Annotated in this window: 24 protein-coding genes; 8 read left to right on the forward strand and 16 right to left on the reverse strand. The window is 69.3% G+C overall.

Going from position 1 to position 24,105, the window contains the following annotated elements:
- Positions 1-73: 73 nt before the first annotated feature.
- The 3 genes from DVK03_RS09905 (at position 74) to DVK03_RS09915 (ending at position 3,193) form a co-directional block, all read left to right on the forward strand.
- A complete protein-coding gene (locus tag DVK03_RS09905) occupies positions 74-1,003 on the forward strand; it encodes a Vms1/Ankzf1 family peptidyl-tRNA hydrolase (protein WP_004062340.1) in 930 nt (309 codons plus the stop codon).
- Between the two features lie 126 nt (positions 1,004-1,129).
- Entirely contained in the window at positions 1,130-2,155 is a 1,026-nt protein-coding gene (locus DVK03_RS09910) for a DUF1611 domain-containing protein (RefSeq protein ID WP_115802841.1), read from the forward strand.
- Positions 2,156-3,193, forward strand: a complete 1,038-nt coding sequence (locus tag DVK03_RS09915; RefSeq protein WP_115802842.1) for a dipeptide epimerase — start codon at positions 2,156-2,158, stop codon at positions 3,191-3,193.
- 70 nt (positions 3,194-3,263) lie between these two features.
- Here the strand turns inward: DVK03_RS09915 and DVK03_RS09920 are convergent, their stop codons facing one another.
- A complete protein-coding gene (locus DVK03_RS09920) occupies positions 3,264-4,364 on the reverse strand; it encodes a hypothetical protein (RefSeq protein ID WP_115802843.1) in 1,101 nt (366 codons plus the stop codon).
- Positions 4,365-4,467: 103 nt separating this feature from the next.
- Entirely contained in the window at positions 4,468-5,298 is an 831-nt protein-coding gene (locus DVK03_RS09925; RefSeq protein WP_115802844.1) for a PspA/IM30 family protein, read from the reverse strand.
- A gap of 54 nt (positions 5,299-5,352) precedes the next feature.
- On the opposite strand from DVK03_RS09925, the gene DVK03_RS09930 reads away from it, so the two are divergent.
- A complete protein-coding gene (locus tag DVK03_RS09930; RefSeq protein ID WP_115802845.1) occupies positions 5,353-6,009 on the forward strand; it encodes a dienelactone hydrolase family protein in 657 nt (218 codons plus the stop codon).
- 123 nt (positions 6,010-6,132) lie between these two features.
- Positions 6,133-7,218, forward strand: coding sequence for a hypothetical protein (locus tag DVK03_RS09935; protein ID WP_115802846.1), 1,086 nt, complete (start codon positions 6,133-6,135; stop codon positions 7,216-7,218).
- Between the two features lie 55 nt (positions 7,219-7,273).
- Here DVK03_RS09935 and DVK03_RS09940 read toward each other — a convergent pair whose 3' ends face one another.
- The 10 genes from DVK03_RS09940 to DVK03_RS09985 all read right to left on the reverse strand — a co-directional run bounded on the left by DVK03_RS09940 (position 7,274) and on the right by DVK03_RS09985 (position 15,693).
- On the reverse strand, positions 7,274-7,603 hold the full coding sequence (locus DVK03_RS09940) for a transcription factor S (RefSeq protein ID WP_004062350.1): 330 nt from the start codon (positions 7,601-7,603) through the stop codon (positions 7,274-7,276).
- Between the two features lie 84 nt (positions 7,604-7,687).
- On the reverse strand, positions 7,688-8,230 hold the full coding sequence (locus tag DVK03_RS09945; RefSeq protein ID WP_115802847.1) for a hypothetical protein: 543 nt from the start codon (positions 8,228-8,230) through the stop codon (positions 7,688-7,690).
- A gap of 15 nt (positions 8,231-8,245) precedes the next feature.
- A complete protein-coding gene (locus DVK03_RS09950; RefSeq protein WP_115802848.1) occupies positions 8,246-9,169 on the reverse strand; it encodes a hypothetical protein in 924 nt (307 codons plus the stop codon).
- Between the two features lie 84 nt (positions 9,170-9,253).
- Positions 9,254-10,090, reverse strand: a complete 837-nt coding sequence (locus tag DVK03_RS09955; RefSeq protein WP_004062353.1) for a hypothetical protein — start codon at positions 10,088-10,090, stop codon at positions 9,254-9,256.
- 86 nt (positions 10,091-10,176) lie between these two features.
- Positions 10,177-11,139: a beta-ribofuranosylaminobenzene 5'-phosphate synthase family protein gene (locus DVK03_RS09960; RefSeq protein ID WP_115802849.1), complete on the reverse strand. Its 963-nt coding sequence runs from the start codon at positions 11,137-11,139 to the stop codon at positions 10,177-10,179.
- Positions 11,140-11,257: 118 nt separating this feature from the next.
- Entirely contained in the window at positions 11,258-11,992 is a 735-nt protein-coding gene (locus tag DVK03_RS09965; protein WP_004062355.1) for a DUF4397 domain-containing protein, read from the reverse strand.
- A 124-nt stretch (positions 11,993-12,116) separates the two neighbouring features.
- Positions 12,117-12,437, reverse strand: a complete 321-nt coding sequence (locus DVK03_RS09970; RefSeq protein WP_006601476.1) for an NAD-binding protein — start codon at positions 12,435-12,437, stop codon at positions 12,117-12,119.
- Positions 12,434-13,351 (reverse strand): glutamine-hydrolyzing GMP synthase, encoded by a 918-nt coding sequence (gene guaA / locus DVK03_RS09975; protein ID WP_004042733.1) that lies wholly within the window; start codon positions 13,349-13,351, stop codon positions 12,434-12,436. The genes DVK03_RS09970 and guaA overlap by 4 nt, the downstream gene beginning before the upstream one ends.
- Positions 13,351-15,000: a glutamine hydrolyzing CTP synthase gene (gene pyrG / locus DVK03_RS09980; protein ID WP_115802850.1), complete on the reverse strand. Its 1,650-nt coding sequence runs from the start codon at positions 14,998-15,000 to the stop codon at positions 13,351-13,353. The genes guaA and pyrG overlap by 1 nt, the downstream gene beginning before the upstream one ends.
- Before the next feature lie 135 nt (positions 15,001-15,135).
- Positions 15,136-15,693: a sugar O-acetyltransferase gene (locus DVK03_RS09985; protein ID WP_115802851.1), complete on the reverse strand. Its 558-nt coding sequence runs from the start codon at positions 15,691-15,693 to the stop codon at positions 15,136-15,138.
- A gap of 87 nt (positions 15,694-15,780) precedes the next feature.
- On the opposite strand from DVK03_RS09985, the gene DVK03_RS09990 reads away from it, so the two are divergent.
- Both DVK03_RS09990 and DVK03_RS19795 read left to right on the forward strand, forming a co-directional pair.
- Complete coding sequence (locus DVK03_RS09990) at positions 15,781-16,581, forward strand: aldo/keto reductase (RefSeq protein WP_115802852.1); 801 nt, start codon at positions 15,781-15,783, stop codon at positions 16,579-16,581.
- A 174-nt stretch (positions 16,582-16,755) separates the two neighbouring features.
- Positions 16,756-16,923, forward strand: coding sequence for a hypothetical protein (locus DVK03_RS19795; RefSeq protein WP_155821702.1), 168 nt, complete (start codon positions 16,756-16,758; stop codon positions 16,921-16,923).
- Between the two features lie 75 nt (positions 16,924-16,998).
- Here the strand turns inward: DVK03_RS19795 and ppc are convergent, their stop codons facing one another.
- Positions 16,999-19,692 (reverse strand): phosphoenolpyruvate carboxylase, encoded by a 2,694-nt coding sequence (ppc, locus tag DVK03_RS09995; protein WP_004062362.1) that lies wholly within the window; start codon positions 19,690-19,692, stop codon positions 16,999-17,001.
- Positions 19,693-19,904: 212 nt separating this feature from the next.
- On the opposite strand from ppc, the gene DVK03_RS10000 reads away from it, so the two are divergent.
- Positions 19,905-20,750 carry a cytochrome bc1 complex Rieske iron-sulfur protein gene (locus DVK03_RS10000; protein ID WP_004062363.1) on the forward strand — a complete coding sequence of 282 codons (846 nt, stop codon included), beginning with the start codon at positions 19,905-19,907 and terminating at the stop codon, positions 20,748-20,750.
- Between the two features lie 255 nt (positions 20,751-21,005).
- Here DVK03_RS10000 and samp1 read toward each other — a convergent pair whose 3' ends face one another.
- From samp1 to DVK03_RS10015, 3 genes are read right to left on the reverse strand one after another with little or no spacing between them, the layout of a single operon-like run.
- Positions 21,006-21,269, reverse strand: coding sequence for a ubiquitin-like modifier protein SAMP1 (gene samp1, locus DVK03_RS10005; protein ID WP_004042720.1), 264 nt, complete (start codon positions 21,267-21,269; stop codon positions 21,006-21,008).
- 23 nt (positions 21,270-21,292) lie between these two features.
- Positions 21,293-22,798, reverse strand: a complete 1,506-nt coding sequence (locus DVK03_RS10010) for a cation:proton antiporter regulatory subunit (RefSeq protein WP_115802853.1) — start codon at positions 22,796-22,798, stop codon at positions 21,293-21,295.
- A complete protein-coding gene (locus DVK03_RS10015; RefSeq protein WP_115802854.1) occupies positions 22,798-24,009 on the reverse strand; it encodes a potassium channel family protein in 1,212 nt (403 codons plus the stop codon). The genes DVK03_RS10010 and DVK03_RS10015 overlap by 1 nt, the downstream gene beginning before the upstream one ends.
- Positions 24,010-24,105 lie beyond the last annotated feature (96 nt).

Genomic DNA, 24,105 nt, shown 5'->3' on the forward strand with positions numbered 1-24,105 from the left:
CTGGCGGAACGCCCGCCGCGCGCCCCGTCCCCGCGTCCGAACGCTCAAGTGGTCGGCCCGCACGCGTCCGTGTATGCTGGACGAGTTGTTGGGTCGAGCCGAACTCAAAGCGCGCATCGCCGAGTTGGAAGACGAACGCGACGCGTTAGCCGGGCGTCTGGAGGGCGAGTCCGAGCGGCGAGCGGAGGCGGCCCGCGCGCGACAGGAAGCCGAGGCGGAGGTCAACCGCCTCGAAGACCGCATCACCGAACTCGAAGACCGCGTGGAGCGCCTCTCGGGCGACGACGACTCGCTGGACTTCCGCGGGACCGAGGACCTCCGCGGCGACCGCCTCCGCGAGGTGCTGTCGCGCCTCGACTCGCTTTCGACCGACGAGGAGGGCGCGCTCACCGCCGCCGTCTCCGACGACCGCTCGCTCCCCGCGGCCGCCGAGTCCGCGTTCGGCGGCCGCGCCCCGCTCGTCCGCCGGGCCGCGCCCTGCGTCGCGCTCACCGACGACGCCGGAGTAGTGAGCGTCGCGCTCTCGCCGCCCCGCCAGCCCGACGACTTCGACCGCTGGAGCGACGGATTCGACCTCGACCCGGCGTGGTTCCACCCGACCGAGACCACCGCCGTCGCGCTCGTCCGCGGCGACCTGTTCGCCCTCGGCCGCTACGAGGACGGCGACCTCGAATTCGTCGAGGGCTTCGAGAGCGACGTGAAGTCCGCCCACTCGAAAGGCGGGTTCTCGCAGGGGCGGTTCGAGCGCATCCGCGAGGGCCAAATCGACGACCACATCGACCGCTGTCACGAGGCGCTCGACGAGTTCCTCGGCGGCGGGTCCGGCGCGGGCGAGAGAGCCGGCGACGACGCCGACCTCGTCGTGCTCGGCGAGCGAACCGTCCTCGGTGAGTTCCGCGACCGAGCCGCGCTGACCGCGACCGTCGACGCCAGCGGCGACCCCGAGACGGCGCTCACGGAGGCGTCCAGAGAGTTCTGGACCACGCGGCTCTACCGGCTCTGAGCCGGCGGCGACGCCGCGGATGTTCTCCAGAGAATACCCGAAGACACGCGGACGACTCGGCGGCGCGACCCGGCAGCCGCCGCCGAATCGCCTCCCCTTTTAGGGTGGCACGTAGTGACACCCTGTATGAACGACCCACAGCGAGTCGCCGTCCTCGCACACGAGAAGTTCCCCGACCGCGCGAAGACCGCCACGGGCGTCCTGAAGTACGCCGACTACGACGTGGTGGCCGTCCTCGACCGCGACAACCCCGGCACCTCCGCCGCCGACCACCGCCGCGACCTCCCGGACGTGCCCGTCGTCGCCTCGATGGCCGACGCGCCCGACGCCGACGCCCTCCTCGTCGGCATCTCGCCCATCGGCGGCGCGTTCGACGAGACGTGGCGCGACGACGTTCGCACCGCCCTCGAACGCGGCTGTGACCTCATCTCCGGCCTCCACTACTTCCTCGCCGAAGACGAGGAGTTCGCCCGCCTCGCCGACGAACACGGCTGCGACATCAACGACGTTCGCAAGCCCCACGACGACCTCGGCGTCGCGCAGGGGAAATCCGCCGACGTGGACGCCGAAGTCGTCCTCACGGTCGGCACCGACTGCTCGGTCGGCAAGATGACCGCGACGCTCGAACTCGTCGAGGCCGCCCGCGAGCGCGGCATCGACGCGGGCTTCATCCCAACCGGCCAGACCGGCATCATGATTGCGGGCTGGGGCAACCCCGTCGACCGCGTCGTCAGCGACTTCACCGCCGGCGCGGTCGAGGAGATGATTCTGGAGAAAGGCGACGAACACGACGTGCTGTTCGTCGAGGGCCAGGGGAGCATCGTCCACCCGGCGTACTCCGCGGTCACCTGCGGCATCCTCCACGGGTCGATGGCCGACAAGCTCGTGCTCTGTCACGAGGCCACCCGCGAGGCGATTCACGGCTACGAGGAGTTCGCCCTGCCCGACCTCTCGGAGTACGTCTCGCTGTACGAGAACCTCGCGGACCCTGTCCACGAGGCCGACGTGGTCGCCGGGATGCTCAACACCTCCCACGTCGACGACGACGTGGAGGCGGCCGAGGCCGTCGACGCCTTCGCGGACGAACTCGGCGTCCCCGCGGTCGACCCCGTCCGCTTCGGCTCGGCCGACCTCATCGACGAGGTGTTCTAGATGCTCGCGACCGAGTTCGAGCGCGTCTCGATGTCGCTCGCGGAGCCGTTCGGCATCGCCCGCGGCGTCCAGACCGAGGCCGAGAACGTCGTCGTCCGCATCGAGGACGAAGGGGGCATGACGGGCGTCGGCGCGGCCGCCCCGTCGTCGCACTACGGCGAGACCGCCGACACCGTCGAGGCCGTGCTTCCCGACCTGCTCTCGGTGGTCGAGGCGGTCGGCGACGCCCACGCCATCGACCGCATCGAGCGCGAGATGGCCGAGACGGTCCGCCGCAACCCGGCCGCGCGGACCGCCGTGAGCATCGCGCTGCACGACCTCGCGGCCAAGCGCCTCGGCGTCCCGCTGTACCGCCTCTGGGGGCTCGACCCCTCGCGGACGCCCACCTCGTCGTACACCGTCGGTCTCGACGACCTCGACACGATGCGCGAGAAGACCGCGGAGGCCTACGAGGCCGGCTACGACGTGCTCAAGGTCAAACTCGGCACCGACCGCGACAGAGCTATCATCGAGGCCGTCCGCGACGAGGCTCCCGGCGTGACCATCCGCGTCGACGCCAACGAGGCGTGGACGCCCCGCGAGGCCGTCGAGATGACCGAGTTCCTCGCAGACCACGGCGTCGAGTTCGTCGAACAGCCGGTCCCCGCCGAGGACCACGAGGGCCTGAAGTTCGTCTACGACCGCGGCGCGCTCCCCATCGCGGCCGACGAGTCCTGCATCACCGCCGACGACATCCCGCGCATCGCTGACCGCGTCGATATCGCGAACCTCAAGCTGATGAAGTGCGGCGGCCTCACGGAGGCGAAACGCGCCATCCACGCCGCCCGCGCCCACGGGCTGGAGGTCATGCTCGGCTGCATGATAGAGTCGAACGCCGCCATCGCGGCGGGCTGTCACCTCGCGCCGCTGCTCGACTACGCCGACCTCGACGGCTCGCTCCTCCTCGCGGACGACCCCTACGAGGGCGTCCCGATGCCGAACGGCGAAATCGACCTCGACGCGCTCGACCGACCGGGAACCGGCGCGCAGCGTCGGTAAGGCGGGCGCGGTGACGCAGATGCGGTAACGCGGCGACACCCACCGACGCCGATTCGGGACTCGGTCCCCGTCAGGACTCCCAGTCGAGGTCGTCTTCGCGGGTCTCCGACCGGAGCACGAACGGCCCGATGGAGAGCGTCCGTTTTGCGACCGTCGAGATGCGGAGGACCGCGGACGCGAGCACCGCGAAGGGCGAAAGCGAGACGGCCACCACGAACGCCACGGTGAGAAGCAGGTTCGACACGCCGAGCGTCGCGCCCGTAATCGTCGTCGGGTCGTCGAGAAAGAGAATCGCGCCGATGCTCGCCACGAGCGCGGGGACCGCCGCGTAGAACATCGTCCGCGAGAGGTCGACCAGTTCCCACCGGAAGTAGAGCGTCTTGACGTGCTCGCGGGCGGGGCCGAACAGTTCGAGCGCGTCGCGGAGCTCCGACAGCGCGGTCTTCGTCTCCGCCGAGAGGTCGGCGTCGTGGACGCGGCGGAGCCGCGCCGCCTGATAGATTTTCCACGAGTAGTTGAGGTCCAGCGCCGCCGACAGCACCGCGAACGTCCCGAACTGCCGGCCCTCCAGCCGCCCGGCGACCGCCTCGGCGTTCGACTCGACCTCCCTTGCGAACTCGCGGACGCGGGTCGTCGGGTCGCTATCGGCGTCGCTCGCGGCCGCGTCGTCGCTCTCGCCGGCGTCCCCGTTCCCACCCGCATCGAGCGTGTCTTCGACCGCCCGCGCCCGCGACGCGATGCCCTCGGCCAGCGCGCGCAGGAACGCCGACGGCTCCGGCGGCGCGACCGGCGCGTCCAGCAGGTCGGCCACGTCCTCGCGGAAGCGCATCGACCCCTCCATCCGGTCGCGCTGGTCGCCCAGCGGGCCGAGTTCCCGCGAGAGCACGAGCTGATTGATGGTGACGACGAGCGTGACGCCAGTGATAATCGCGGTGAGAAGCCCCTGCGCGAGCGTCTCGATTGGGTCCGACGACTCGACGGCGACCCGGAGCGGGGTCGGGTCCAGTTGGCCGAGGACGACGACGCTACCAAAGACGACGACGAGCGGGGCCGCGGCGACGACGCGGCGGTCCGCGTCGAGGAGGGCGCGGAGCTTCGCGCGGCTCGTCGTCCCGCGCTCTCGCATCGTGTCGTCGGGCTCGCCGGCCGACGGCCCGCCGGTGTTCGACATGACCGAAGCTATCGCGGGGTGGGGTCAAGTGCGTACTGGCGGGCGAGTCGCGGGAGCGGGTGGGCCGCGGGGGACTGCACGGCGTCGGTTCGGGCGGGCGCGCTCAGGAGGACGAGGAGTCGTCTTCGTTCTTCAGCTCTTCGAGTTCGGCTTCGACCTCTTCGTCGGCCACGTCGGTTTCGACATCCACGTCGGCGTCGCTCGCGCTCGCGCTCTCGCTCGACGACGACCCGGAGGACTTGCCCATCTCGGCCTTGAGCGTCTCCAGTTCGGTGTCGACTTCGGCGCTGGTGCGGCCGGCTTCGAGTTCGCGCTCGATGGAGTCCTTGTCCGACAGCGCGTCGTCGAACGCGCCGGAGTCCATGAGTTCGTCCATCGCGGCCGAGCGGGCCTCCATCTCGTCGGTCTGCTCCTCGGCGCGTTCGAGCGCGCGCCCCACGTCGGCCATCTCGTCGCCGACGCCGGTCATCGCCTCGGAGACGCGGCTCGACGCCTCGGCGGCCTCGTAGCGGGCCTTCATCGTCTCCTTTTTCGTGCGGAACTCCTCGATGCGGCTCTGGAGTTCGTCCTTCTTGTTGACGAGTTGGTCCTGCGTCTCCTGCAAGCTGGCGATTTGCGTCTCCAGCTCCTCGATTTGGCTCATCTTGGCCTGCTTCTTTTCGAGCGCCTTGCGGGCGAGGTCCTCGCGGTCCTGCTGGACGGCCTCGCGGGCTTGGTCGTTGTGCTTTTCGACGTTCTCTTCGAGGCGACGCTTCTGTATCTCCAGTCGCTTCTTCTGGGTGGTCAGGTCGGCGATACCCTGTTTGACCTGTTGTAGCTCGTCGCGCATCTTCTCGTAGGAGTAGTCGAGCGTCTCCGTCGGGTCCTCCGCACGGTTGAGGAGGGAGTTTATCTTCGACCGGATGACGTACGACGTGCGAGAGAGAATTCCCATACTCCATTACTACGCGACGTTCGGCTTAAAACCTCACCAGCGCAACCTGTCCCTATGACCGAGACGATTCTCGTGCCCGGCGGCCGCGACGTGCGGGCGACCCTCGACCGCGCCCGCGGCGACGGTATCGACGACGCGGACGAGACTGGCGATACCGACGACGCGGCGGCCGGACGCGACGCGGTCGTCGTCGCCTGTCCGCCCCACCCCCAACACCAGGGCCATCGCGGCGACGCCCGCCTTGTCGCCGTCAGCGACGCGCTCACCGCCCGCGGCGTGGACTGCCTCCGCTTCGATTACGGCCCGTGGGACGAGGGCTACGGCGAGCGCGCCGACGCCCTTCGGGCGGTCGAGTGGGCCGCGGAGCGCTACGACCGCGTGGGCCTGTTCGGCTTCTCGTTCGGCGGCGCGATGGCGCTCCTCGCGGCCGCCGAGGGGGCTGACGTGGGAGCCGTCTCCGCGCTCGGCCCCGCCGGGCGACTCGCCGACGACCTCGATGCGGTCGCCGCCTTCGACCGCGTTCCCGTCCCCGTACAGGTCGTCTACGGCACCCGCGACGACGTCGCCGACTGGGAACCCGTCGTCGAGCGCGCCCGCGAGTACCACCAACCGGTCGCCGAGTTCGCGGCCGACCACTTCTTCATCGGACAGGAAGACAAAGTCGCGGCCGCCGTCGCCGACTTCCTCGTATCGAACCTCGGCGTCGAGTGAGAACGGAAGCGAGCGACCGGGTCGCCGCCGCCGTCAGCGACCTGCGACGAACCGACCTGCGACGAAACGGCCCGTGACCATTCGACCGAACGACATTTTTGGCTCGGCTCCGAAGCCGGGGTTATGGTCCCCCGCAAGCGACTCGCCGCCGTCGTCGCCCTTCTCCTCGTCGGCATCGCACTGAGTCAGTCGTTCGCCGTCGCGACCTCGACCTCGTCGCTCGAATCGACGTACGGAGCCGAGGAAGTGACCGCCGACTCGCCGCCCGGCCTCGTCGCCTCCTACGACCCCGACGTGGTCAACCTCGCCGCGACGGTGAACGAGACGCCGCAACTCCGCGAACCGGTCGCCACCGCCGCCCGGACCGGTCGGTACGACGGCGACATCGAGCCCGAGGCGTACATGACCCTCTCGGACGTGAACGAAGACGCCGAGTTCGCGGTCTACGACGGCCGTTACTATCGGTTCTCGCTGAACGTCTCAGGCGACCCGGTCCGCGCGACCATCGAACTCGAACCGACCGACTGGGAGACGGTCAGCACCGCGGTTTCGACGCCCGCCGCGAACGCCAGCGCCGACGTTCGCGAGGCCATCGACGGCGGCACCGTCACCAACAGCACGTTCGTCGTGCCCGGCGTCTACGAGCGCGGCGGCGCGCACTACCTCGTCCACCCGGCGAACGAGGGCGAGATTCTCGGGAACTTCCTCGCCCTCGTCGGCGGGTTCCTGTTCAATCCCATCGGCTGGGCGTACACCGTCGCGGGCCTCGGCCTCCTCGGCGCGTTCCGGGTTCGACGCCGCGCCCGCCCGCTGGACCGCCGAACCGCCGTCTTGGTCGTCCCCGGCACGCTCGCCGCCATGTGGCTGGGGACGACGCTCACCAACACGGGGTCGCTCGGCATGCGCTACGTCCTCATCCCCGGCATCGGCGTCGTGACCGCCTTCGGCCTGTTCGCCGGCTTCTGCATCCGTCGCGGGTCGTGGAAGTCGCTCGTCGGCTGGAGCGTCGCGCTCGCCGCCGTCGTCGTCGCGGCCGACGCCGTCGCAATCGGCCTCGTCGGCACGATTTTCGGCACGCTCGGACTCGTCGTCGGCTGGTTCGGGAGCCTGTTGCTCGTCCCCTACGGCTACGCGCTCGCGAGCGATTCGGAAGACGAGCGTGAGGAGGGGCCGGGTGCGGTGACGGCCGAGGAGTTGGGAGACGGGTGATTCGGCTCTCGGGACTTGGTTCCTGAGCGGGGGAGAAAGAGGGGTTGTCAGTCTCTCAGTTGTACTCCCGCCACCGATACCCGCACTCCTGACATTTAAAGAATCGCGTCGGCGGTTCGTCGGCCGACCCGGTCTGCTTGATGGTGTACCACGCCTTCGTGTGGCCGCACTCGTCGCAGTGAACGTCTTTCGCGGTCGGCTTGCCCTCGAACTCAGCGCCCTCTTCGGTCTCGATGAGTTCGTCGCCCGACTGCGCCTCGGTGGAGACGAACTCCGCCGCGAGTTCTTCGTCGCGCTCGGCGGTCCCCCCGCAGTCGTCGTTCGTGCAGGTCATCGCGCCGTTCTGGCTCACCATCATCGAACCGCACTCGTCGCAGAACTGCATACCCGCCGGTAGCGGACCGAGGGCAAAGAAGCTGTCACTCCGCGCCGTCGGGAGAATCAGAGCCGGCCCGCCGCGCGACCGCCGTCAGTCGTCTCGCTCGACCATCGGGCAGTTCCGCACCCGGAAGTGGTCGCTATCTTCGAGTTCGACGATAGTCGTCCCCTCGTGGTGGCACGCGAGTTCCGGCGGCGCGGCGAAGTGCTCGCAGCGCTGGCAGAACTCGGTCTTGGGGACGACGTGGTCCGCGACGCCTTCGCCGTCGTCGACCGGGGTGGCCTCGGCGCCGACGCCGACGCCCTCCGCCTCCACGTCGTCGCCGCCCTCGACGAGCGACGTCCACACGTCGTCGCGGTCGAGTTCTCCGACTTCGACCGACTCGAACAGTTCGTCCACGTCGTCGCCCTGGTCGGAGACGTGCGAGCGGGTGCGACGCTCGGCCACGCGGCCCGCGAGGTCCGAAAGCGGGGCCGAATCGTCGTCGCGGCCGTCACGGTCCTCCCCCGGGGTGTTCTCGGCGTCGGAGGCGCCGTCTGTCGGGTCGGAGCGCTCGGGACGTCCGTCGTCGCGGTCACCGAGGGTGAACGGCTCGTCTCTCGCCGCGTCGTCCGTGTCGTTGTCGTCGGTCATCGTCCTCGTGGGGTGTCAGTCGTCACCGTGTTCGCTCCCCGCCGCAGCGCCCTGCTGGGGCGACTCCTCCTCTCGGGGAGCGGCGGGTCGGTCGCGGTCGGTCGCGCCGCCGGTCGCGGGGTCGTCGTCGACCACGCCGGTGGGCGCCTCGTCGAGCAGGTCTTCGACCGCGTCGGTCGCGCGGGCCGAATCGGCCGACTCCAGCGCGGGGGGACGGCCGGTGTGGAGCGTCGCCGAGCCGAAGAAGCCGGGCGACGACGACAGGTCGCGGAAGGGGGTCCGACACGACGGACACCGGGGCTCGGAGAGCAGGTCCAGGTGGACGGTCTCGCCGCAGTCTTCGCACCGGGCTTTCTTCTCTCCGGTCGCGTTCGCAGTCCGGAGGAGTTCCGAGAGCGCCGTCCGTTCGCGCTCGGCGGCTTCGAGGTCCGCCGCCCTCGCGCGGAGGTCCAACAGCGTCCGCGCGACCGTCCGAAGGTTCTCGTCGACCGTCGCGGTCGTCTCGTCGAGATAGGTGAGAATCTCCTCGAAGTTCTCGAAGCCGGCGTCGACCCGCTCGTCGAGGTCGGCCATGCGGTTTCGGGTCGCGTGCACGTCGTCGGCCAGTCGGTCGAGTTCGGCGTCCAACTCCGGGTGCGCGTGGTCGCGCGGCGCTTTCTCGTCGGTCTCGCGTTTGACCTGCACGACGCGCGTCCGCACGTCGGATATTTTCTCGTCCAGTTCGCCTTCGAGCGCCTCGACGCGCCCTTCGACCCCGTCGAGGCGTTCGGGGACCGTCGCGTCGCCGTCGAGCGATTCGCCCGCGTCGCTCACGGCGAGCCGGTAGGTCCCGAGGGCCCGCGCGAGCACCGTCTCCGGGTCGACGCCCTCCTCGTCGGCGCGCGCTTCGACCCACGTGCGGAGGTCGTCTGGGAGCGACGCCCGGTCTTCCCCTTGCATCTTCGTCCCCTCTTTGTCCCTGTGGACTTAAGAACTATCCCCGAATTCTCGACAGTTCATCGCGTCCCCGTCGCGGCGGGTCGCTCAGCGAATCTTCCGCACGTCGCTCACGTCGAGGCCGCTTTCGTTGATTTCGGTCTCGAACTGCACGATGTTCTCGCTCTCCAGTCGGGCGAGCACGCCGCGGAACTCTTGGACGACCATCGTCCGCGCGCGCTTCGACCCGCCGGACTCCCACTCGAACAGCAGCGTCCCGCCGGTCGCGCCCTTGAGGACGCCGAGTTCGGTCTTCGAGAGCGCTTCGGTGCTCACGAGCACGAGGATGAGTCCGCCCCACTGGTAGGAGGCCTTCTCCAGCCCCTTGATGACCATGGCGATGTCCGACCACGTCATCTCGTCGGACTGGCTCGCCACGAGGTCGGTCAGGGAGTCGATGACGACGAGGTTGCCGGCGGCGTGTTCGCTCAGGGTGCTCCCCAGCGCGCCCAACACGGATTCGCGGTTGTGTCGGTGGCCGAGGTCCTCTAACTTCGTCGGCTGGCCGAGATACCACTCGCGCGGAATCGGGCTGAGCTGGAAGTACTCCGGCGAGAGGTCGTGAAACTCGATGTGTTCGACCGCGGACTCGACGACCTCGTCGTCCATCGTGTACCCCATCTCGCGGCGCAGGTACTCCTCGCCGGCGGTAAACGAGACGTAGTGAATCTCCGGCGGCGGCGTCGCGGTGTCCGCGAGCGAGCCGTAGTGGAGGTCGAACAGCTCCTCGTCGGTGTGCGAGAGGGCGTTCATCGTCGCGCTCGTGTAGAGGAACTCCCGAGCGCCCGCGCCGGACTCCCCCGCGAGGAGCACGACGTTCCCCGGGGGTGCGCCGCCGCCGATGATGCTGTCGAGGCGGGGGACGCCGAAGGGGATTTGAGACATACCGAACCCGACTCGGCCGCGTCGGTTAGGCGTTTCGGGGAGCGCGACCCGGATGCCGCCGCCCTGCCGCCTGTCGCGCCGCCCCGTCACTCGACGCTCGCGCCGCGGTTCCGCCCGCGGGCGACCGAGACGGTGCCCTCGATGTCGGCGTCGGACAGCGCGGCGCGCCCCGCCTCGACCGCCTCGTCGACGTGGTCGGCGTCGGTCACGCCGTAGACGGTCGGCCCCCACGACGACTGGCCCGCGCCGTAGACGACGGGCGACTCCGACAGCGACGAGACGAGCGCGCCGACCGGCGGCCGGTAGACGCCGCCTTGCTCGTCGGCGTACCACGTCCCGTTGAGCCGGCCGACGGACTCGACGGCCTCACCGAAACGTTCGGCGGACCCCTCGGCGAGCGCCGGGAGGAGCCGCCGGGTGACGATGCCGGCGATTCGGTCGCCGGTCTGGGCGTCCGCGCGCTCGACGACGGAGCGCATGCTCGACTCCTCGGCCGCGCCGTTGCGGCCGGGGTCGGCGTCGGGGACGACGAGCAGGAACCGCCAGCGGTCGGGCACCTCGTGTCGGGCGGCGACCGCCGGCACCGACCACGAGCCGTCTTCCGGTCTGTCGGTGGTGAAGCGCGCGGTCGGGTGGCCCGCGTCGAGGACGGCCCCGCCGGCTTCGAACGTGGCGACGCCGACTCCGGAGCGCCCGCCGCGACCCATCTCGGGGGCGAGTCGGCGTACGTCGGCCTCGCGGTCGGTGGCGGCCGCGACCGACCGCAACACCGCGAGCGCGAGCTGCGTCCCGCTGCCGAGGCCGGCGTGTCGCGGCAGGGTACGCTCGACCGACACGTCGACGCCGTCGACGCCGAGGAGGTCGACCGCCTGCTCGGCGTACTCGCGGGCGGCGGGGTGGCGACACCGAACGTCGGCGGCGGGCTCGGCGGCGACGACTACCCGCGGCTCGTCGAGCGCGACGCCGACGCCGCCGTAGAGGCGGTCGCGGGCGAGGCTCAGATTGAGGAAACCGAAGTGGATGCGCGCGCCGGTCGAGACCCGAACCATGTCACCGGCTATCGGCGGGGACGCCAAAAGGGGGTTTCGACCATGGCAACGCGGGCCGGAGTCACCCGCCGCAGTCGGGCGGTTTCGACTCTCGCGGCGGGCGGCGACCGGTATCGACTCAGCCCACGCGACAGACGTCGCCGCCGGACGGTGGCTTGGGCTTGCGAGCGGGCGAGACGGCGTCCACCACGGGCAGAACGCTGAAGCCGGGCGACCCGCCGGTGGCGAACCCGATGGCGAACACCGAGATGGTCCGGCCGCCGGGGAGCGTCGTCCCGGGGAGGTCGAGCACGACCGCCCCGTTCGACGACAGGACGACCCGGAGGTCGTACGTCCCGGCGGGCACCGTCTCGTACTGCGAAACGTCACCGAACGCCAGTCCCGAGAACAGCGTCGGGCCGTCTTTGACGACGATGTCGACCTCGGGCGCGTCGGGCGAGAAGTGCACGACGCGGACGCTGGCCTTGCCGTACGGTGCCGGGCGGTTCGTGTCCGTGAGCACGACGGGCGTGATAGCGTCGAGCACGTCCGTCGCCGCGACGGTGTAATCGCGGTTGCGCCGGAGCGTGACCTCGGCGTCGATGACCACCGTCGAGGCGTCGCCCGCGGGCGTCACCTCGACCTGATACGTCCCCGCGGGGGCGGTGAAGTAGTCGGAGAGCACGCCGAACGGGACGCCCTGCAAGCCGGGGAAGGGGTCGCCGTTCACGTACACGTCTACGGGGGGCGCGTCGGGCGAGAAGTGGCCGACTCGGAACCGCGCGTCACCCGCGGCGACGCCGCCGGGGCGTGCCGCCGCGGTCGTCGCGCCGCCTGCGAGCAGGAGGCCGGTTGCGCCGAGGCTCTTCAGCATCGTTCGTCGGGAGAGGGACGACATCTGCAACCATCATGAAGGACCGTGACGATATCAATATTTGCACAACTAGAATATTGAAAGAAAGTCTGCGCACCGAGACGGTCAGGAATCCCAGACCGTCTCAGACGAGTTCTTCGGCGACCACGTCGACCGCGAGCAGGTTCGGGTCGATGGCGAGGTCGGCCTGTCCCTTGGCGAACTCCGGAAGGGTGTCGTAGGCGTAGGTCACGACGCGCACGTCGGGGTTCTGCTCTTTGGCCACCGCGATGGCCGTCGCGTCGTCCATGTCGGTGAGCACGAGCAGGTCGGCGTCCTCGATGCCGGCCTCGCCGAGGGAGTCGGCGGAGGCGATGCCGGCGACGCGGACGACCGTCGCGCCCTCGTCTTCGAGCGCTTCACCGAGTCCGTCGGGGTCCGCCCCCGCGACGACTGCCGTCGTCATTCGTACTCGATGGTCGCCGGCGGTTTGTGGGTCACGTCGTAGACGACGCGGGCGACGTTCTCGTTCGTCCCGGTGATGCGCGACTGGATGCGCTGGAGGGTGTCCCACGGCAGTTCCTGCGCGCGGGCGGTCATGCCGTCGCGCGACTCCACGGAGCGCACGGAGACGATCCAGCCGTGGACGCGGTTGTCACCCTTGACGCCGGTGCCCTTGCCGATGACGGCGGCGAACGCCTGCCACGGGTCGTGCTTTTCGGTCTCGTCTTCGACGACGTGACACGCGTCGCGGGCGACCTGCACCTTCTCGGGCGTGACTTCGCCGAGGACGCGGACCGCCAGCCCCGGCCCCGGGAACGGCATCCGCTCGGCGATGATGGATTCGAGGCCGAGCGCGCGGGCGACCTCGCGGACCTCGTCTTTGTAGAGGTCGCGGACGGGTTCGACGATGCCCTCGAAGTCCACCACGTCCGGCAGGCCGCCGACGTTGTGGTGGGACTTGATGTTGCCCTCGGACTCGATGCGGTCGGGGTAGATGGTCCCCTGCACGAGGTACTGGGCGTCGGTCTCTTTGGCCTCGCGCTCGAACTCGCGGATGAACTGCTCGCCGATGACCTTGCGCTTTTCCTCGGGGTCGACGACGCCTTCGAGGGCGTCGAAAAAGCGGTCCCGGGCGTCGACGACGCGGAGGCTCTCCATGAAGGAGAAGGTGTCCGCAATCTGCTCGGTCTCGCCTTTGCGCATCAGGCCGGTGTCGACGTAGACCGGGGTAAGCTGCTCGCCGACGGCCTCGTAGGCGAGCGTCGCGGCGACCGAGGAGTCCACGCCGCCCGAGAGGGCGATGATGGCGTGCTCGTCGCCGATTTGGTCGCGAATCGATGCGGTCGCGTCTTCGATGAATTCGTCTACGTTTACCATTATGCTGTCACCTCTTCGTTGCCGAGTTCGCGCGCGTCGAGGTCGCCGAGGACCGCGCGGAGGAAGCCGAGGAACGGCGGGCTCGCGCGGTCGGGTCGGGAGCGGAACTCGGGGTGGAACTGCGTCCCGAAGAAGAACGGGTGGTCGGTCAGTTCGAGAATCTCCATGCGGTTTTCGGCGCGGCCGGAGAAGCGGAGCCCCTCGGATTCGAGTTCGTCGATGAGTTCGGGGTTCACCTCGTAGCGGTGGCGGTGGCGCTCCGTACAGGAGGTGTCGCCGTACACCGCCTCCGCGAGCGTTCCGGCGTCGATGTCGGTGTCGTGCGCGCCGAGGCGCATCGTGCCGCCCATCTCGTCGACCTCGTACTGCTCCGGCAGGAGGTCGATGACCGGGTAGGGCGTCTCGGGGTCGAGTTCGGCCGAGTGGGCCTCCTCGTGGCCGAGGACGTTCCGGGCCTGCTCGACGACGGCCATCTGGAAGCCCAGACACAGCCCGAGGAAGGGCACGTCGTTCTCGCGGGCGTAGCGGATGGCCTCGATTTTGCCGCCGGTTCCGCGGGAGCCGAAGCCGCCGGGGACGACGACGCCGTCGGCGTCCTTCAGGCGCTCTTCGTGCTTGTCGAGCATCTCGTCGGAGTCGACCCAGAGGATGTTCACGTCGACGCCGCACTCGATGCCCGCGTGCTTGAGCGCCTCGTGGATGGACATGTAGGCGTCTTCGAGGGCGTACTTGCCGACGAGCGCGATGTCGACCGAGCCGGTTCGGTCGGCCGTGACGAGTTCGCGCCAGCGGTTGTCGCGCTCTGCCTTCGGTAGCGCCTCGTCGGCGATGCCGAGGCGCTCCATGACGTACTCGCCGAGGCCCTCCTCTTCGACCATCAGCGGGACGTGGTAGATGTCCGGCACGTCGGGGTTGGAGAACACGGCGGCGTCCGGCACGTCGCAGAACTGCGCGATTTTGGTCTTCGTCGCCGGTTCGAGTTTGTCGTCGGCGCGGCCGACGAGGATGTCGGGCTGGAGGCCGATGCTCCGAAGCTCCTTGACGGAGTGCTGAGTGGGCTTCGTCTTCTGCTCGCCGTTCTTCGAGTAGGGGACGAGCGTGACGTGGGTGAAAAGCACGTCGCCGTCTTCCTCCTCGGAGGCGAACTGGCGGAGCGATTCGAGGAACGGCATCGACTCGATGTCACCGACGGTGCCGCCGACCTCGACGATACACACGTCGGTGCCCTCGGCAGCCTCGCGGATGCGGCGCTTGATGTCCTCCGTGACGTGCGGGATAATCTGGACCGTCTTCCCGAGGTAGTCGCCGTCGCGCTCCTTCTGGATGACGTGCTGGTAGGTCTTGCCCGTCGTGATGTTGTGGTCGGCGGTCATATCGACGCCCAGGAACCGCTCGTAGTTCCCGAGGTCGAGGTCGACTTCCGCGCCGTCTTTCAGGACGTACACCTCCCCGTGCTCGTAGGGGTTCATGGTCCCGGCGTCGACGTTCAGGTACGGGTCTATCTTGACCGCGGTGACGTCGAACCCGGCGTTCTTCAGGAGTCGGCCGGTGCTCGCGGCCGTGATACCCTTCCCGAGGCCGGACATGACACCCCCGGTTACGAAAATGAACTTGCGCCCCATCTCTGGGTCGTATTCGTCCGTCGGCATACTGACCGTGTGCGAGCGTACTTCAAAACCATTTCGGAGGGAACATCGTGTGCCAGAGCACCGCACGCACCCGAATCCGAGAGAATCGCGCGACGGCGACGCGGCGGCGACGCCGACGCGACGGCGCGCGCCCGGTCAGTCCAGCCGTTTAATGACTCGCGCCGGGTTGCCGCCGACGACCACCGAGTCGGGCACGTCCTCCGTGACGACCGCGCCCGAGGCGACCACCGCGTCGTCACCGATGGTGACGCCGGGGTTGACGACCGCGCGGCCGCCGAGCCACGCGTTGTCACCGATTGTCACCGGCTCGCCCGACTCAGGGCCTTTGATTCGCTCCGCGGCGTCGACCGGGTGGGTCGCCGTGTAGACGTGGACGCCCGGCCCGAGTTGGCAGTTGTCTCCGATGGTGATGGGACACACGTCGAGGAAGACGCAGTCGAAGTTGGCGAAGAACTCCTCGCCGACGCGGACGTTGTAGCCGTAATCGCAGCGGAACGGCGGCTCGATTTCGAACGACTCGCCGACCGCCCCGAACAGCTCCCGAATCAGCTCCTCGCGGCGCTCGATTCGGGTCTCGTCGGTGTCGTTGAACCGGCGCGTGAGCCGGCGCGCGCGCTTTCGCTCCGCGACGAGTTCCGGGTCGCTCGCGTCGTACGAGTCGCCCGCGAGCATCTTCTCCTTCTCGGAGGGCATACCCCAACCACTGGCGGGCCGGTGGTAAGTGTATCCACGGCTTCCGCAACCGCAGGATTTGACTCGTCAGCCCGCAATCGTTCGCCCATGAAGGACTTCCCGCGACTCGGCTTCGGGACGTACAAGCTCGAAGACCGCGACGAGTGCGTCGAGGCCGTCAAGACCGCCCTCGACGTTGGCTACCGCCACGTCGACACGGCCCAGATGTACCACAACGAGGAGTACGTCGGTGAGGGCCTCGCCGAATCCGACGTGGACGTCGACGACGTGTTCGTGGCGACGAAGCTCGACACCGACAACCTCGGCTACGACGACGTGCTGGAGACGGCCCGCGAGTCCGCCGACAAGCTCGGCGTCGACACCATCGACCTGCTGTACGTCCACTGGCCAATCGACAGCTACGACGAAGACGAGACGCTCGCGGCCCTCGACGAACTCGTCGAAGACGGCGTCATCGGCCACGTCGGCCTGAGCAACTTCCGACCCGACCAGCTCGAATCGGCCATCGAGACGCTCGACGCGCCGGTGTTCGCTCATCAGGTCGAGATGCACCCGATGCTCCAGCAGACCGAACTCCGCGAGGTCGCCGCCGAACACGACCACCGGCTGGTCGCCTACTCGCCCATCGCGCGCAATCAGGTCGCTGACGAGGAGGTCATCGTCGACATCGCCGGGAAGCACGACGCCTCGCCCGCGCAGGTCGCCCTCGCGTGGCTCATCGAGAAGGGCGCGACGCCCATCCCGAAGGCCGCCTCGCCCGACCACATCCGCGACAACTTCGCCGCGCTCGACCTCGACCTCGACGACGAGGACGTGGCCGCCATCGACGACCTCGATTCGACCCACCGCATCGTCGACTTCGAGGAAGCGCCGTGGAATCACGCCTGAGCTGAGCCGGTCCGCACCCGGCGGACGGCGGTGCCGACGAAACCCTCGTTTTCGCCGCGTTCGACCGCCCTGTGCCTCGTATTCGTTGCCACCGGCAGCCGCGGCTGAGTGGGACGTGCGACCCCGACACAAACAGGGTGAACATATATGATTGACTCGCCCGTACCGTCGAATATGGCAACGGTGGTGGTGGTGTGCCCACACTGCGGACAGCAAGTGGAATCGAGATACGAGGGCGACGCCGACTTCGACGGCGTCAGACAGCGGTTGAAAAGCGAGTATCGCGTCGCGCGGCAGACCTGTCCGGTCTGTTCGAATCCGTACGACCTCCGTCGGGCCTAGTCGGTCCCGGCGGCGCGGCGACGGTGACGGGGTCGACCTCGGCGGGTGGCCGAGGGCGTCGGCGTCGCGGTCGCGTTATCCCGTGTTCTTCATCCCGGCGGCGATGCCTTTGACGGTGAGCCGCAGGGTCCGTTCTTCCTCGTCGGTCCGGTGGGTCTGCGACAGCAGGTGGGTCTGCAACAGGTTCAGCGGGTCGACGTAGGGGTTGCGGCGGCGGAGGCTCTCTTCGAGCCACTCGCGCTTCAGGAGGCTGCTGCGCTCGCTGATGTCGAGCATGAGGTCCGCGGCGTCCTCGTACTCCTCGGTGAGCCGGGTGAAGAACTCCTCGCGGAGCTCCTCGTCGGCGAGGTTCGCGTACTCCGTGGCGATTTCGAGGTCGGTGCGCGCCAGCGCCATCGCGGCGTTGTCGAACGTGCTGCGGAAGAACGCCCACTCGTCGTACATCTCGCGGAGGTCGTCCATGTCGCCGCCGTCTTCGAGGAAGGCGTTGACGCCGGCGGCCAGCGAGTACCAGCCGGGGAGGATACACCGCGACTGGGTCCACGAGAACACCCACGGGATGGCCCGCAGGTCCTCGACGCTGCGCTCGTCGGACCGGGAGGCCGGCCGGGAGCCGAGGTTGAGTTCCTCGATGACGGTGATGGGCGTCGCCTGCTCGAAGTAGGAGACGAAGCCGTCGGATTCGAGGAGGTCGCGGTACTCCTCGCGCGCGGCGGCCGCCATGGTGTCCATGGCGTCGACCCAGCGGTCGGGGACTTCCTCCTCGGGCGTCCGAATCGCTTGCAGGCGGGCGCGAATCTGGGCGTTGAGCATCTGTTCGAGGTTCCGCTCCGCGATGCGCGGGTTGGCGTACTTCTCGGCGATGGCCTCGCCCTGTTCGGTGAACTTAATCTGCCCCGTGACGGTCTCGTTCGGGAGCGCGAGCATGGCCTCGTTCATCGGGCCGCCGCCGCGGGAGATGGAGCCGCCGCGGCCGTGGAACAGCCGCATCGTCACGTCGAAGTCGTCGCAGATGTCCGCGAGGCGGCGCTGGTTCTTGTAGAGGTCCCAGTTGGCCGCGAGGAAGCCGTTTTCCTTGTTGGAGTCGGAGTAGCCCAGCATGATTTCCTGGACGTCGTTGCGGGCGGCGAGCGCCGTCCCGTAGGCCTCGTTCTCGAACAGCGTGCCCATGATGCGGCGCGCGCCGTTGAGCGCCGACTCGGTTTCGAGGAGCGGGACCACGTCGATGCCGCAGTGGTCGGGCAGGGAGACGACGCCCGCCTGGTCGGCGAGGAACAGCACTTCGAGGACGTGCGACGGCTCCTCGGTCATCGAGATGCAGTAGGTGTCGATAGCGCCGACGCCGTACTCGCGCTGCCACTCGCCGAGCTTGCGGAAGCGGCGGAGGACGCGCTCGGCCGTCTCGGACACGTCGCCGGGGTCTTCGAGGTCGACGACCGGCTCCTCCTGGAGAATCGCGTCCGTGAGGAGTTCGACGCGCTCCTGTTCGGAACTGCCGTAGTAGTCGAGACCCTCGTGGGCCAGCGCCTCGTGGACGGCCTCGGTGTGGTTCTCCTGGTGGTCCCGGAGGTCGAGGCTGGCGAGGGTGAAGCCGAACGTGTCGACCTGTCGCATCAGGGGCTCGACGTACACGTCCGCGACCTGCTCCGCGCCGGTCCGCCGGAGGCTGGCGTCGACGACCTCGAGGTCGGCCATGAGTTCGCTCGCGTCGGCGTAGCCGTTCGGGCGGACGTCCTCGACGCGGCGGAGCCGCTCGCGCATCAGCTTGAGCTTCTGGCGGTACGGCTCGTTGGGGTAGCGCTCGTCGGCCTCCTCGGCGACGACGGGGAGGTGTTCGCGGTCGGCCTTCAGCGAGCGTTCGAGCTCGTGTCCGGGGTCGATTCGCGTCGCGTCCTGGCTCAGCACACCGGAGAGACGCTTGAGCGCGTCGCTGTACTTTTCGAGGGCGACGCTTCGCTGGCGTTCGAGCGTGTCTTCGGTCACCTCGGGCGTGACGAAGGGGTTGCCGTCGCGGTCGGAGCCGGCCCACGACCGGAACTCGAACAGCTTCGGCACGTCGAGGCCGGGGTACTCGGCGCGGAGCTCCTCTTCGAGTTCCTCGTACACCTCGCCGACCACGTCGAACAGCGTGTTTTCGAGGTACCACTGGACGTTTCGGGCCTCGTCGGTCGGTTCCGGGCGGCGGTCGCGGACCTGCGAGGTCTGCCAGAGGCTCGTCACCTCGGCGACGACGTGCCGCCACTCCTGGTCGTGTTCGAGGTCGGTGAGGCGGCGCTCGTCGAGCGTCTCCAGCCGGTTGGCGATGGAGCGGAGCTTCGATTTCACCGTCTTCCGGCGGGCCTCGGTCGGGTGGGCCGTAAAGGTCGGCTCGATGAGCACGTCTTCGAGGACCCGTCCCAGAAGCTCCTCGTCGACCTCCTCGTCGTCCAGCGCGTCGAGCGTGTCGAGGATGCCGTCTTCGAGCGTCCCCTCCTGTGACGCCTCGCGGATGACGCGAACGCGCTCGCGCTCCTCGGCGAGGTTGATGAGTTCGAAGTAGGTCGTGAACGCGCGGGCGACGACGCTCTCGCGCTCCGGTTCGAGGTCGCCGACCACGTCGTAGAGCCGCTCGCGCGACCCGGACTCGCCCTTCCGGTAGGCGATGGCCGCCTGTCGAAGCTCTTCGACCGTCTCGAACGACGCCGTCGACGTCTGCGCTTCGAGCACGTCCCCGAGCAGCGCCCCCAGCTCGCGAACGTCTTGCCGCACGTCTCTGGTGTGCAATCGCATCCTACTCGAATACGAGTACCACATTCTAAAAGGCCACGAGTAACGCCGAAAATTTGCCCGGAGACGATTCCTCAACGAACGTTTCTAATGGTTCGTCCAGTTTTTCACTCGGTCGCTCGGCCGGCCGCACCCCCTCGCGGGCGGCCGGTTCGTCGTGCGCACTAACACGGTTGATTCGTCACGCTTTTACTGGCTGGGTCGAAGGTGAGTGTATGAGCGATAGCGACAAGTACCCCGCCGATTCGGGTCGCCGTCGGTTCGTCAAGGGCGTCGTCGGGGGAGCGGCGCTCGCGGGCGTGGGAACGACAGGCGCGGCCGCCGTCAATAGCGCAACGTCGTCCACCGGGTCCGGTGGCGGTCCGACGCAGGCGTACGCCATCGAGAACACCGGCGGTCCCGCACCGCGCGGTATGCCACAGATTCCGATTGAAATCGACGACGAGGGCTACATCAGAGGCGTCTGGCCCGAGGTTCAGACCGTCACCCAGAACGGTGTGGAAGTCGAACTCGCCATCACCGAGGACTACCAGGGAACCGGCGTCACCTACTCGCAGGACTGGTTCCAGTACTGCGGCGTGCAGTCCTACGAGGCGCTCTCTCCGTCGTTCGAGTCTGACAACTACTTCCGCTCGGACAACGGGGCCTACGACTGGCAGTCCGAGACGTACAGCGCCGGCGACCGCCTGAACGTCAACGACTTCGACGAGTACGAGTCGTGGGGCAACGGCATCGGACAGTCCGGTCTCGGACAGCCCGCGACCGGTACCTGGCGCTCTCAGGACACCGAGGACACGATTCCGATTCAGGTGCTCCGTTCGACGCGCATCGAGGAGGCCGCACAGGACAACGAGTGGCTCGCCGCCTCGACGGACCAGGGCGTCATCGCGTGGCTCAACAAGTGTACGCACTTCTGCTGTGTCCCCGGCTACAAGCAGGCGGCCAGCTCCGCCACGTTCGGCGGCGAAGACGGCGTCTACTGCCAGTGTCACCAGTCCGTCTACGACCCCTTCTCCATCGTCGAGACGCTGTTTACGGCGCTGCCGCGCCCGAGCGAGTAACTCGGACTCGAAACTCGCCTTCCCGCTTCGCGACCGACCGCGACGCGTCTCTCCGTTCCGTTCTCTCTCGCGTTATCGCGTCCCGTCCCGCTGTTCTATCTCACCCAGTTCTCTCCCGTCCCGCTGTTCTACTCCCGCCCTTCCATCTCGTGCCGTCGTCCCCCGTCCCGCGTACTGACGGACCGGCCGCTCGCGGGTCGTCCGTCAGGCTTCGAGAACCGATGACCGTCGCCGCGTCGGGGCGACGACCGCGCGCTAGCCGCCGCTGACCGGCGGGAACAGCGCGAGTTCGTCGCCGGCGGCGGTCGCCTCGCCGAGCGCGGCCGCCTCGCCGTTCCGGAGGACGTTGATGTGGTCGTACAGTTCGCCGTCGTCACCGAACACCCGCGATTCGAGCGCCGGATGCGCCCCGACGAGGGCGTCGAGCGCGTCGCCGACGGTCGCGTCGCCGTCGACGTCGACCCGAACGGTGCGCGAGCCGGCGACTTCCGCGAGGTCGGCGAACAGCTTCCACTCCATACTCCCGTCTCGTCGCCCGGCGCTCATGAGGATTGCGCCCCGGACGACCGCGAGGCCTCGCCGTCGGACCCGCCGGTGTCGGCTCCGTCGTCGTCGCCGCCGTCGGTGCGGCCCGTGTCGGTCGTCGCCCGGCGTTCGACCTTCCGGAGCACCTCCGGCCGGCCGACGACGTAGAGCGTGTCGCCGGCCGCCAGTTCGCGTCCCCGGCCGGGAATCGCGTCCACCGGACGGTTCGAAGACCGGATGGCGACGACCGTGGTGTCCACGTCCGACACCGTCAGTCCGTCGAGGTCGGCACCGGGTGCGACGGTCGTGACCGCCATCGTCTCGTCGGCGTTCCGCAGGAGCGACGCGAACTCGCGGTCCACGTGGGGGTCCGCGGGAAGCGTCACGAGCCGGTAGGTCTCGCCGCTCGCCAGCCGGTCGGCGTCCTCCGCGTCGAGGGCGACGGTCGCCACGTCGTCGGCGACGCCGCGGAGTTCGCCGAAGGCGACGCGGGTCGGCTCGGCCGGCGCGTCGGTGTCGGTGCCGCCGTCCGACAGCGAACCGGGGTCGGGGCCGCCGCCGGCCGTCTCGGTCACGTCGGCGGCGTCGGGCGATTCGGTCGCGTCGGCCGCGCTCGCGATGGCGTCGGCTGCCGGGTCGTCGTCGGCCGCGTCCGGCTTCGGAACCGACCAGACCTGTACGGGGTCGCCGGCGGCCGCGCCGGAGCCGGGGTCGCCGCGAATCGCGACCGCGACGGTGCCGGGCGCGAGCGTCGGCCCGAGGCCGGCCGCGCGACTGCCGAGCGCGAGGTACGACACCTCGCTCCCGCCGGCCTCGAACTCCACGTCGACGTGGCCGACGCCGTGGTCGTCCTTGATGCGCGTCGCGAGTCGGTCGCGGAGTTCGGCCTCGCCGAGGCGTCGGGGGAACAGCAGCGTCTTCCCGCTCAGCTGGGTCTTGACGCTCTCGGCGACCGGGTCGTAGCCCTCGATGTCGCCGATATCATCGGGGAGCGTCACCGACGTGACGCGGCCGACGGTCCGGACGAGTCGGCTCACGTCGGCGTCGAGTTCCTTCGCGCCCGCGACGGCGAACACGTCGGTCGCGAGTCGGTCGCCGGCGACCCGGCCGACCGGGGCGATGAGCGCCCCGCCGGCGAGCGACGCGACGTTGAAAACCACGGTGTCCAGCTGAAACACCTCGGTTTCGGTGCCGGTTGTGAACGCGCCGAACAGCCCGATAGTGTTCAGGTAGAGCGCGACGACCGCGCCGCCGAACAGCACCGCCAGCGCCCGCGGGATTATCTCGCGGGTGTACCAGCGGTAGAGCAGCGAGGCGACCGCCGACACGACGAACGCGCCGACGACGAGGCCGACGAGCCGGAGCGCCTGCAAGACGAGCGAGTCGTCGGCCGGCGGAATCGACACCTGTCCGGCGGCGGCCGGCGACCCTCCGACCGCCGCGAACAGGTCGGCGGCGGGCGCGACCGAAACGGCGGTGCCCGCGCCGGCGGCCGAAGCGAACGCGGAGAGCAGCGCCGACATCACGCCACCGCCTCCTCGAAGCCGGTCAGGTCGGTTCTCGACCCGACCGCGTAGAGCGTGTCGCCGGCGGAGACCGCTTGGTCCCCTCGCGGCGCAATCGTCCAGTTTCCGCCGTTCCGGACCGCGAGGACGGCCACGCCGTAGGCGTCGCGGACGCCCGCCTCGCCGAGTGTCACGCCGTCGAGCGGGCTCTCGGACCGAACCGAGAGCCGAGAGAAGCGCTTGCCGGCGCGGCGGAGCAGTGAGACGAGTTCGAACTCCCGACGGACGCCGCGGGAGGTGACGACGAACCGCTCCACGTCGCTCGTGAGGAGCGGTTCGACCTGCCCCCGGTCGACCGCGAGCGTGACGCGACCCTCGCCGCCGACGGCCGTGGGGGCGCGCGGCGCGGCCTTCGGGGCGTCCGCGTCGTCGTCATCGTCGTCGGGTTCGCTCGGGACCTCCGCGACGGAGTCGACTCCGGCGACGGTCGCCGAGACCGTGCCGCCGTCGGTGACGACGACCACGTCGTCGCCCTGCGCGAGCCCCGTCGGCACGAGCGCCGTCACCGACACCGCGCGCTTGCCCGCCGGGAGGCGCTTCGAGAGGCCGCCGACCGGGGCCGCGGCGGTGACGGTGGCGCGGGCCCGCTCGTCGAGTCTGACCTCGACGGCTGCGAGGTCGAACTCGTTTTGCAGGCGGTCGGCGAACCGCGATTCGAGTTCCACGAGCGGGATGTCGGCGGGGAACGTCCACTCGCCGTTGCGGATGCCGGTGCGGATGTCGAGCGGAACCGGCGGGTAACCCTCGATGTCACCGACCTCGCCGGTGACGGTGACGCTGACCTGCCCGCGGCCGCCGACGAGTTCGACCACGTCGGTCGACAGCGACCGCTCTGTGAGCTTGCGCAGCGACATCTTCCGCGGGATGTCGTTGGCGAAGGCGTCGCCGCGGTTGTGGGCGTACAACGACCCCATCAGGACGACCAACAGCGCGACCGTCAGCCTGACCTGGCTCTCCGACTGCGTAATCGTCGGGTCGGCCAGCGCCATGAGGCCGCCGCTCGCGCCCGCGATGGCGACGCTGAGGACGACGACGGCGAGGCCCGGCACGGTGACGCCGGTGACGTAGCGGAAGCCGAAGCCGAGGAGCCACGCGACGGCGGCCGGGACGAGGCCCGTGAGGACGCCGAAGTACAGCCCGTAGACGACTTCGACGGGGAGTGAAGCCATGCGCCGGTACACTCACCGACGCGATAAAGACGTGACGACGCACCCGTGACGGGCCGATACCCGACCGCTTTTGGCCTCGGACGCCAGAACTGCGAG

This window comes from Haloferax sp. Atlit-109R, assembly GCF_003665865.1.
Lineage (GTDB): Archaea > Halobacteriota > Halobacteria > Halobacteriales > Haloferacaceae > Haloferax > Haloferax volcanii.

Bases quoted from the DNA above. Each gene is read 5' to 3' on its own strand.
- DVK03_RS09905 (WP_004062340.1), top strand. From the start codon at position 74: ATGCTGGACGAGTTGTTGGGTCGAGCCGAACTCAAAGCGCGCATCGCC.
- DVK03_RS09910 (WP_115802841.1), top strand. From the start codon at position 1,130: ATGAACGACCCACAGCGAGTCGCCGTCCTCGCACACGAGAAGTTCCCC.
- DVK03_RS09915 (WP_115802842.1), top strand. From the start codon at position 2,156: ATGCTCGCGACCGAGTTCGAGCGCGTCTCGATGTCGCTCGCGGAGCCG.
- DVK03_RS09920 (WP_115802843.1), bottom strand. From the start codon at position 4,364: ATGTCGAACACCGGCGGGCCGTCGGCCGGCGAGCCCGACGACACGATG.
- DVK03_RS09925 (WP_115802844.1), bottom strand. From the start codon at position 5,298: ATGGGAATTCTCTCTCGCACGTCGTACGTCATCCGGTCGAAGATAAAC.
- DVK03_RS09930 (WP_115802845.1), top strand. From the start codon at position 5,353: ATGACCGAGACGATTCTCGTGCCCGGCGGCCGCGACGTGCGGGCGACC.
- DVK03_RS09935 (WP_115802846.1), top strand. From the start codon at position 6,133: ATGGTCCCCCGCAAGCGACTCGCCGCCGTCGTCGCCCTTCTCCTCGTC.
- DVK03_RS09940 (WP_004062350.1), bottom strand. From the start codon at position 7,603: ATGCAGTTCTGCGACGAGTGCGGTTCGATGATGGTGAGCCAGAACGGC.
- DVK03_RS09945 (WP_115802847.1), bottom strand. From the start codon at position 8,230: ATGACCGACGACAACGACACGGACGACGCGGCGAGAGACGAGCCGTTC.
- DVK03_RS09950 (WP_115802848.1), bottom strand. From the start codon at position 9,169: ATGCAAGGGGAAGACCGGGCGTCGCTCCCAGACGACCTCCGCACGTGG.
- DVK03_RS09955 (WP_004062353.1), bottom strand. From the start codon at position 10,090: ATGTCTCAAATCCCCTTCGGCGTCCCCCGCCTCGACAGCATCATCGGC.
- DVK03_RS09960 (WP_115802849.1), bottom strand. From the start codon at position 11,139: ATGGTTCGGGTCTCGACCGGCGCGCGCATCCACTTCGGTTTCCTCAAT.
- DVK03_RS09965 (WP_004062355.1), bottom strand. From the start codon at position 11,992: ATGCTGAAGAGCCTCGGCGCAACCGGCCTCCTGCTCGCAGGCGGCGCG.
- DVK03_RS09970 (WP_006601476.1), bottom strand. From the start codon at position 12,437: ATGACGACGGCAGTCGTCGCGGGGGCGGACCCCGACGGACTCGGTGAA.
- guaA (WP_004042733.1), bottom strand. From the start codon at position 13,351: ATGGTAAACGTAGACGAATTCATCGAAGACGCGACCGCATCGATTCGC.
- pyrG (WP_115802850.1), bottom strand. From the start codon at position 15,000: ATGCCGACGGACGAATACGACCCAGAGATGGGGCGCAAGTTCATTTTC.
- DVK03_RS09985 (WP_115802851.1), bottom strand. From the start codon at position 15,693: ATGCCCTCCGAGAAGGAGAAGATGCTCGCGGGCGACTCGTACGACGCG.
- DVK03_RS09990 (WP_115802852.1), top strand. From the start codon at position 15,781: ATGAAGGACTTCCCGCGACTCGGCTTCGGGACGTACAAGCTCGAAGAC.
- DVK03_RS19795 (WP_155821702.1), top strand. From the start codon at position 16,756: ATGGCAACGGTGGTGGTGGTGTGCCCACACTGCGGACAGCAAGTGGAA.
- ppc (WP_004062362.1), bottom strand. From the start codon at position 19,692: ATGCGATTGCACACCAGAGACGTGCGGCAAGACGTTCGCGAGCTGGGG.
- DVK03_RS10000 (WP_004062363.1), top strand. From the start codon at position 19,905: ATGAGCGATAGCGACAAGTACCCCGCCGATTCGGGTCGCCGTCGGTTC.
- samp1 (WP_004042720.1), bottom strand. From the start codon at position 21,269: ATGGAGTGGAAGCTGTTCGCCGACCTCGCGGAAGTCGCCGGCTCGCGC.
- DVK03_RS10010 (WP_115802853.1), bottom strand. From the start codon at position 22,798: ATGTCGGCGCTGCTCTCCGCGTTCGCTTCGGCCGCCGGCGCGGGCACC.
- DVK03_RS10015 (WP_115802854.1), bottom strand. From the start codon at position 24,009: ATGGCTTCACTCCCCGTCGAAGTCGTCTACGGGCTGTACTTCGGCGTC.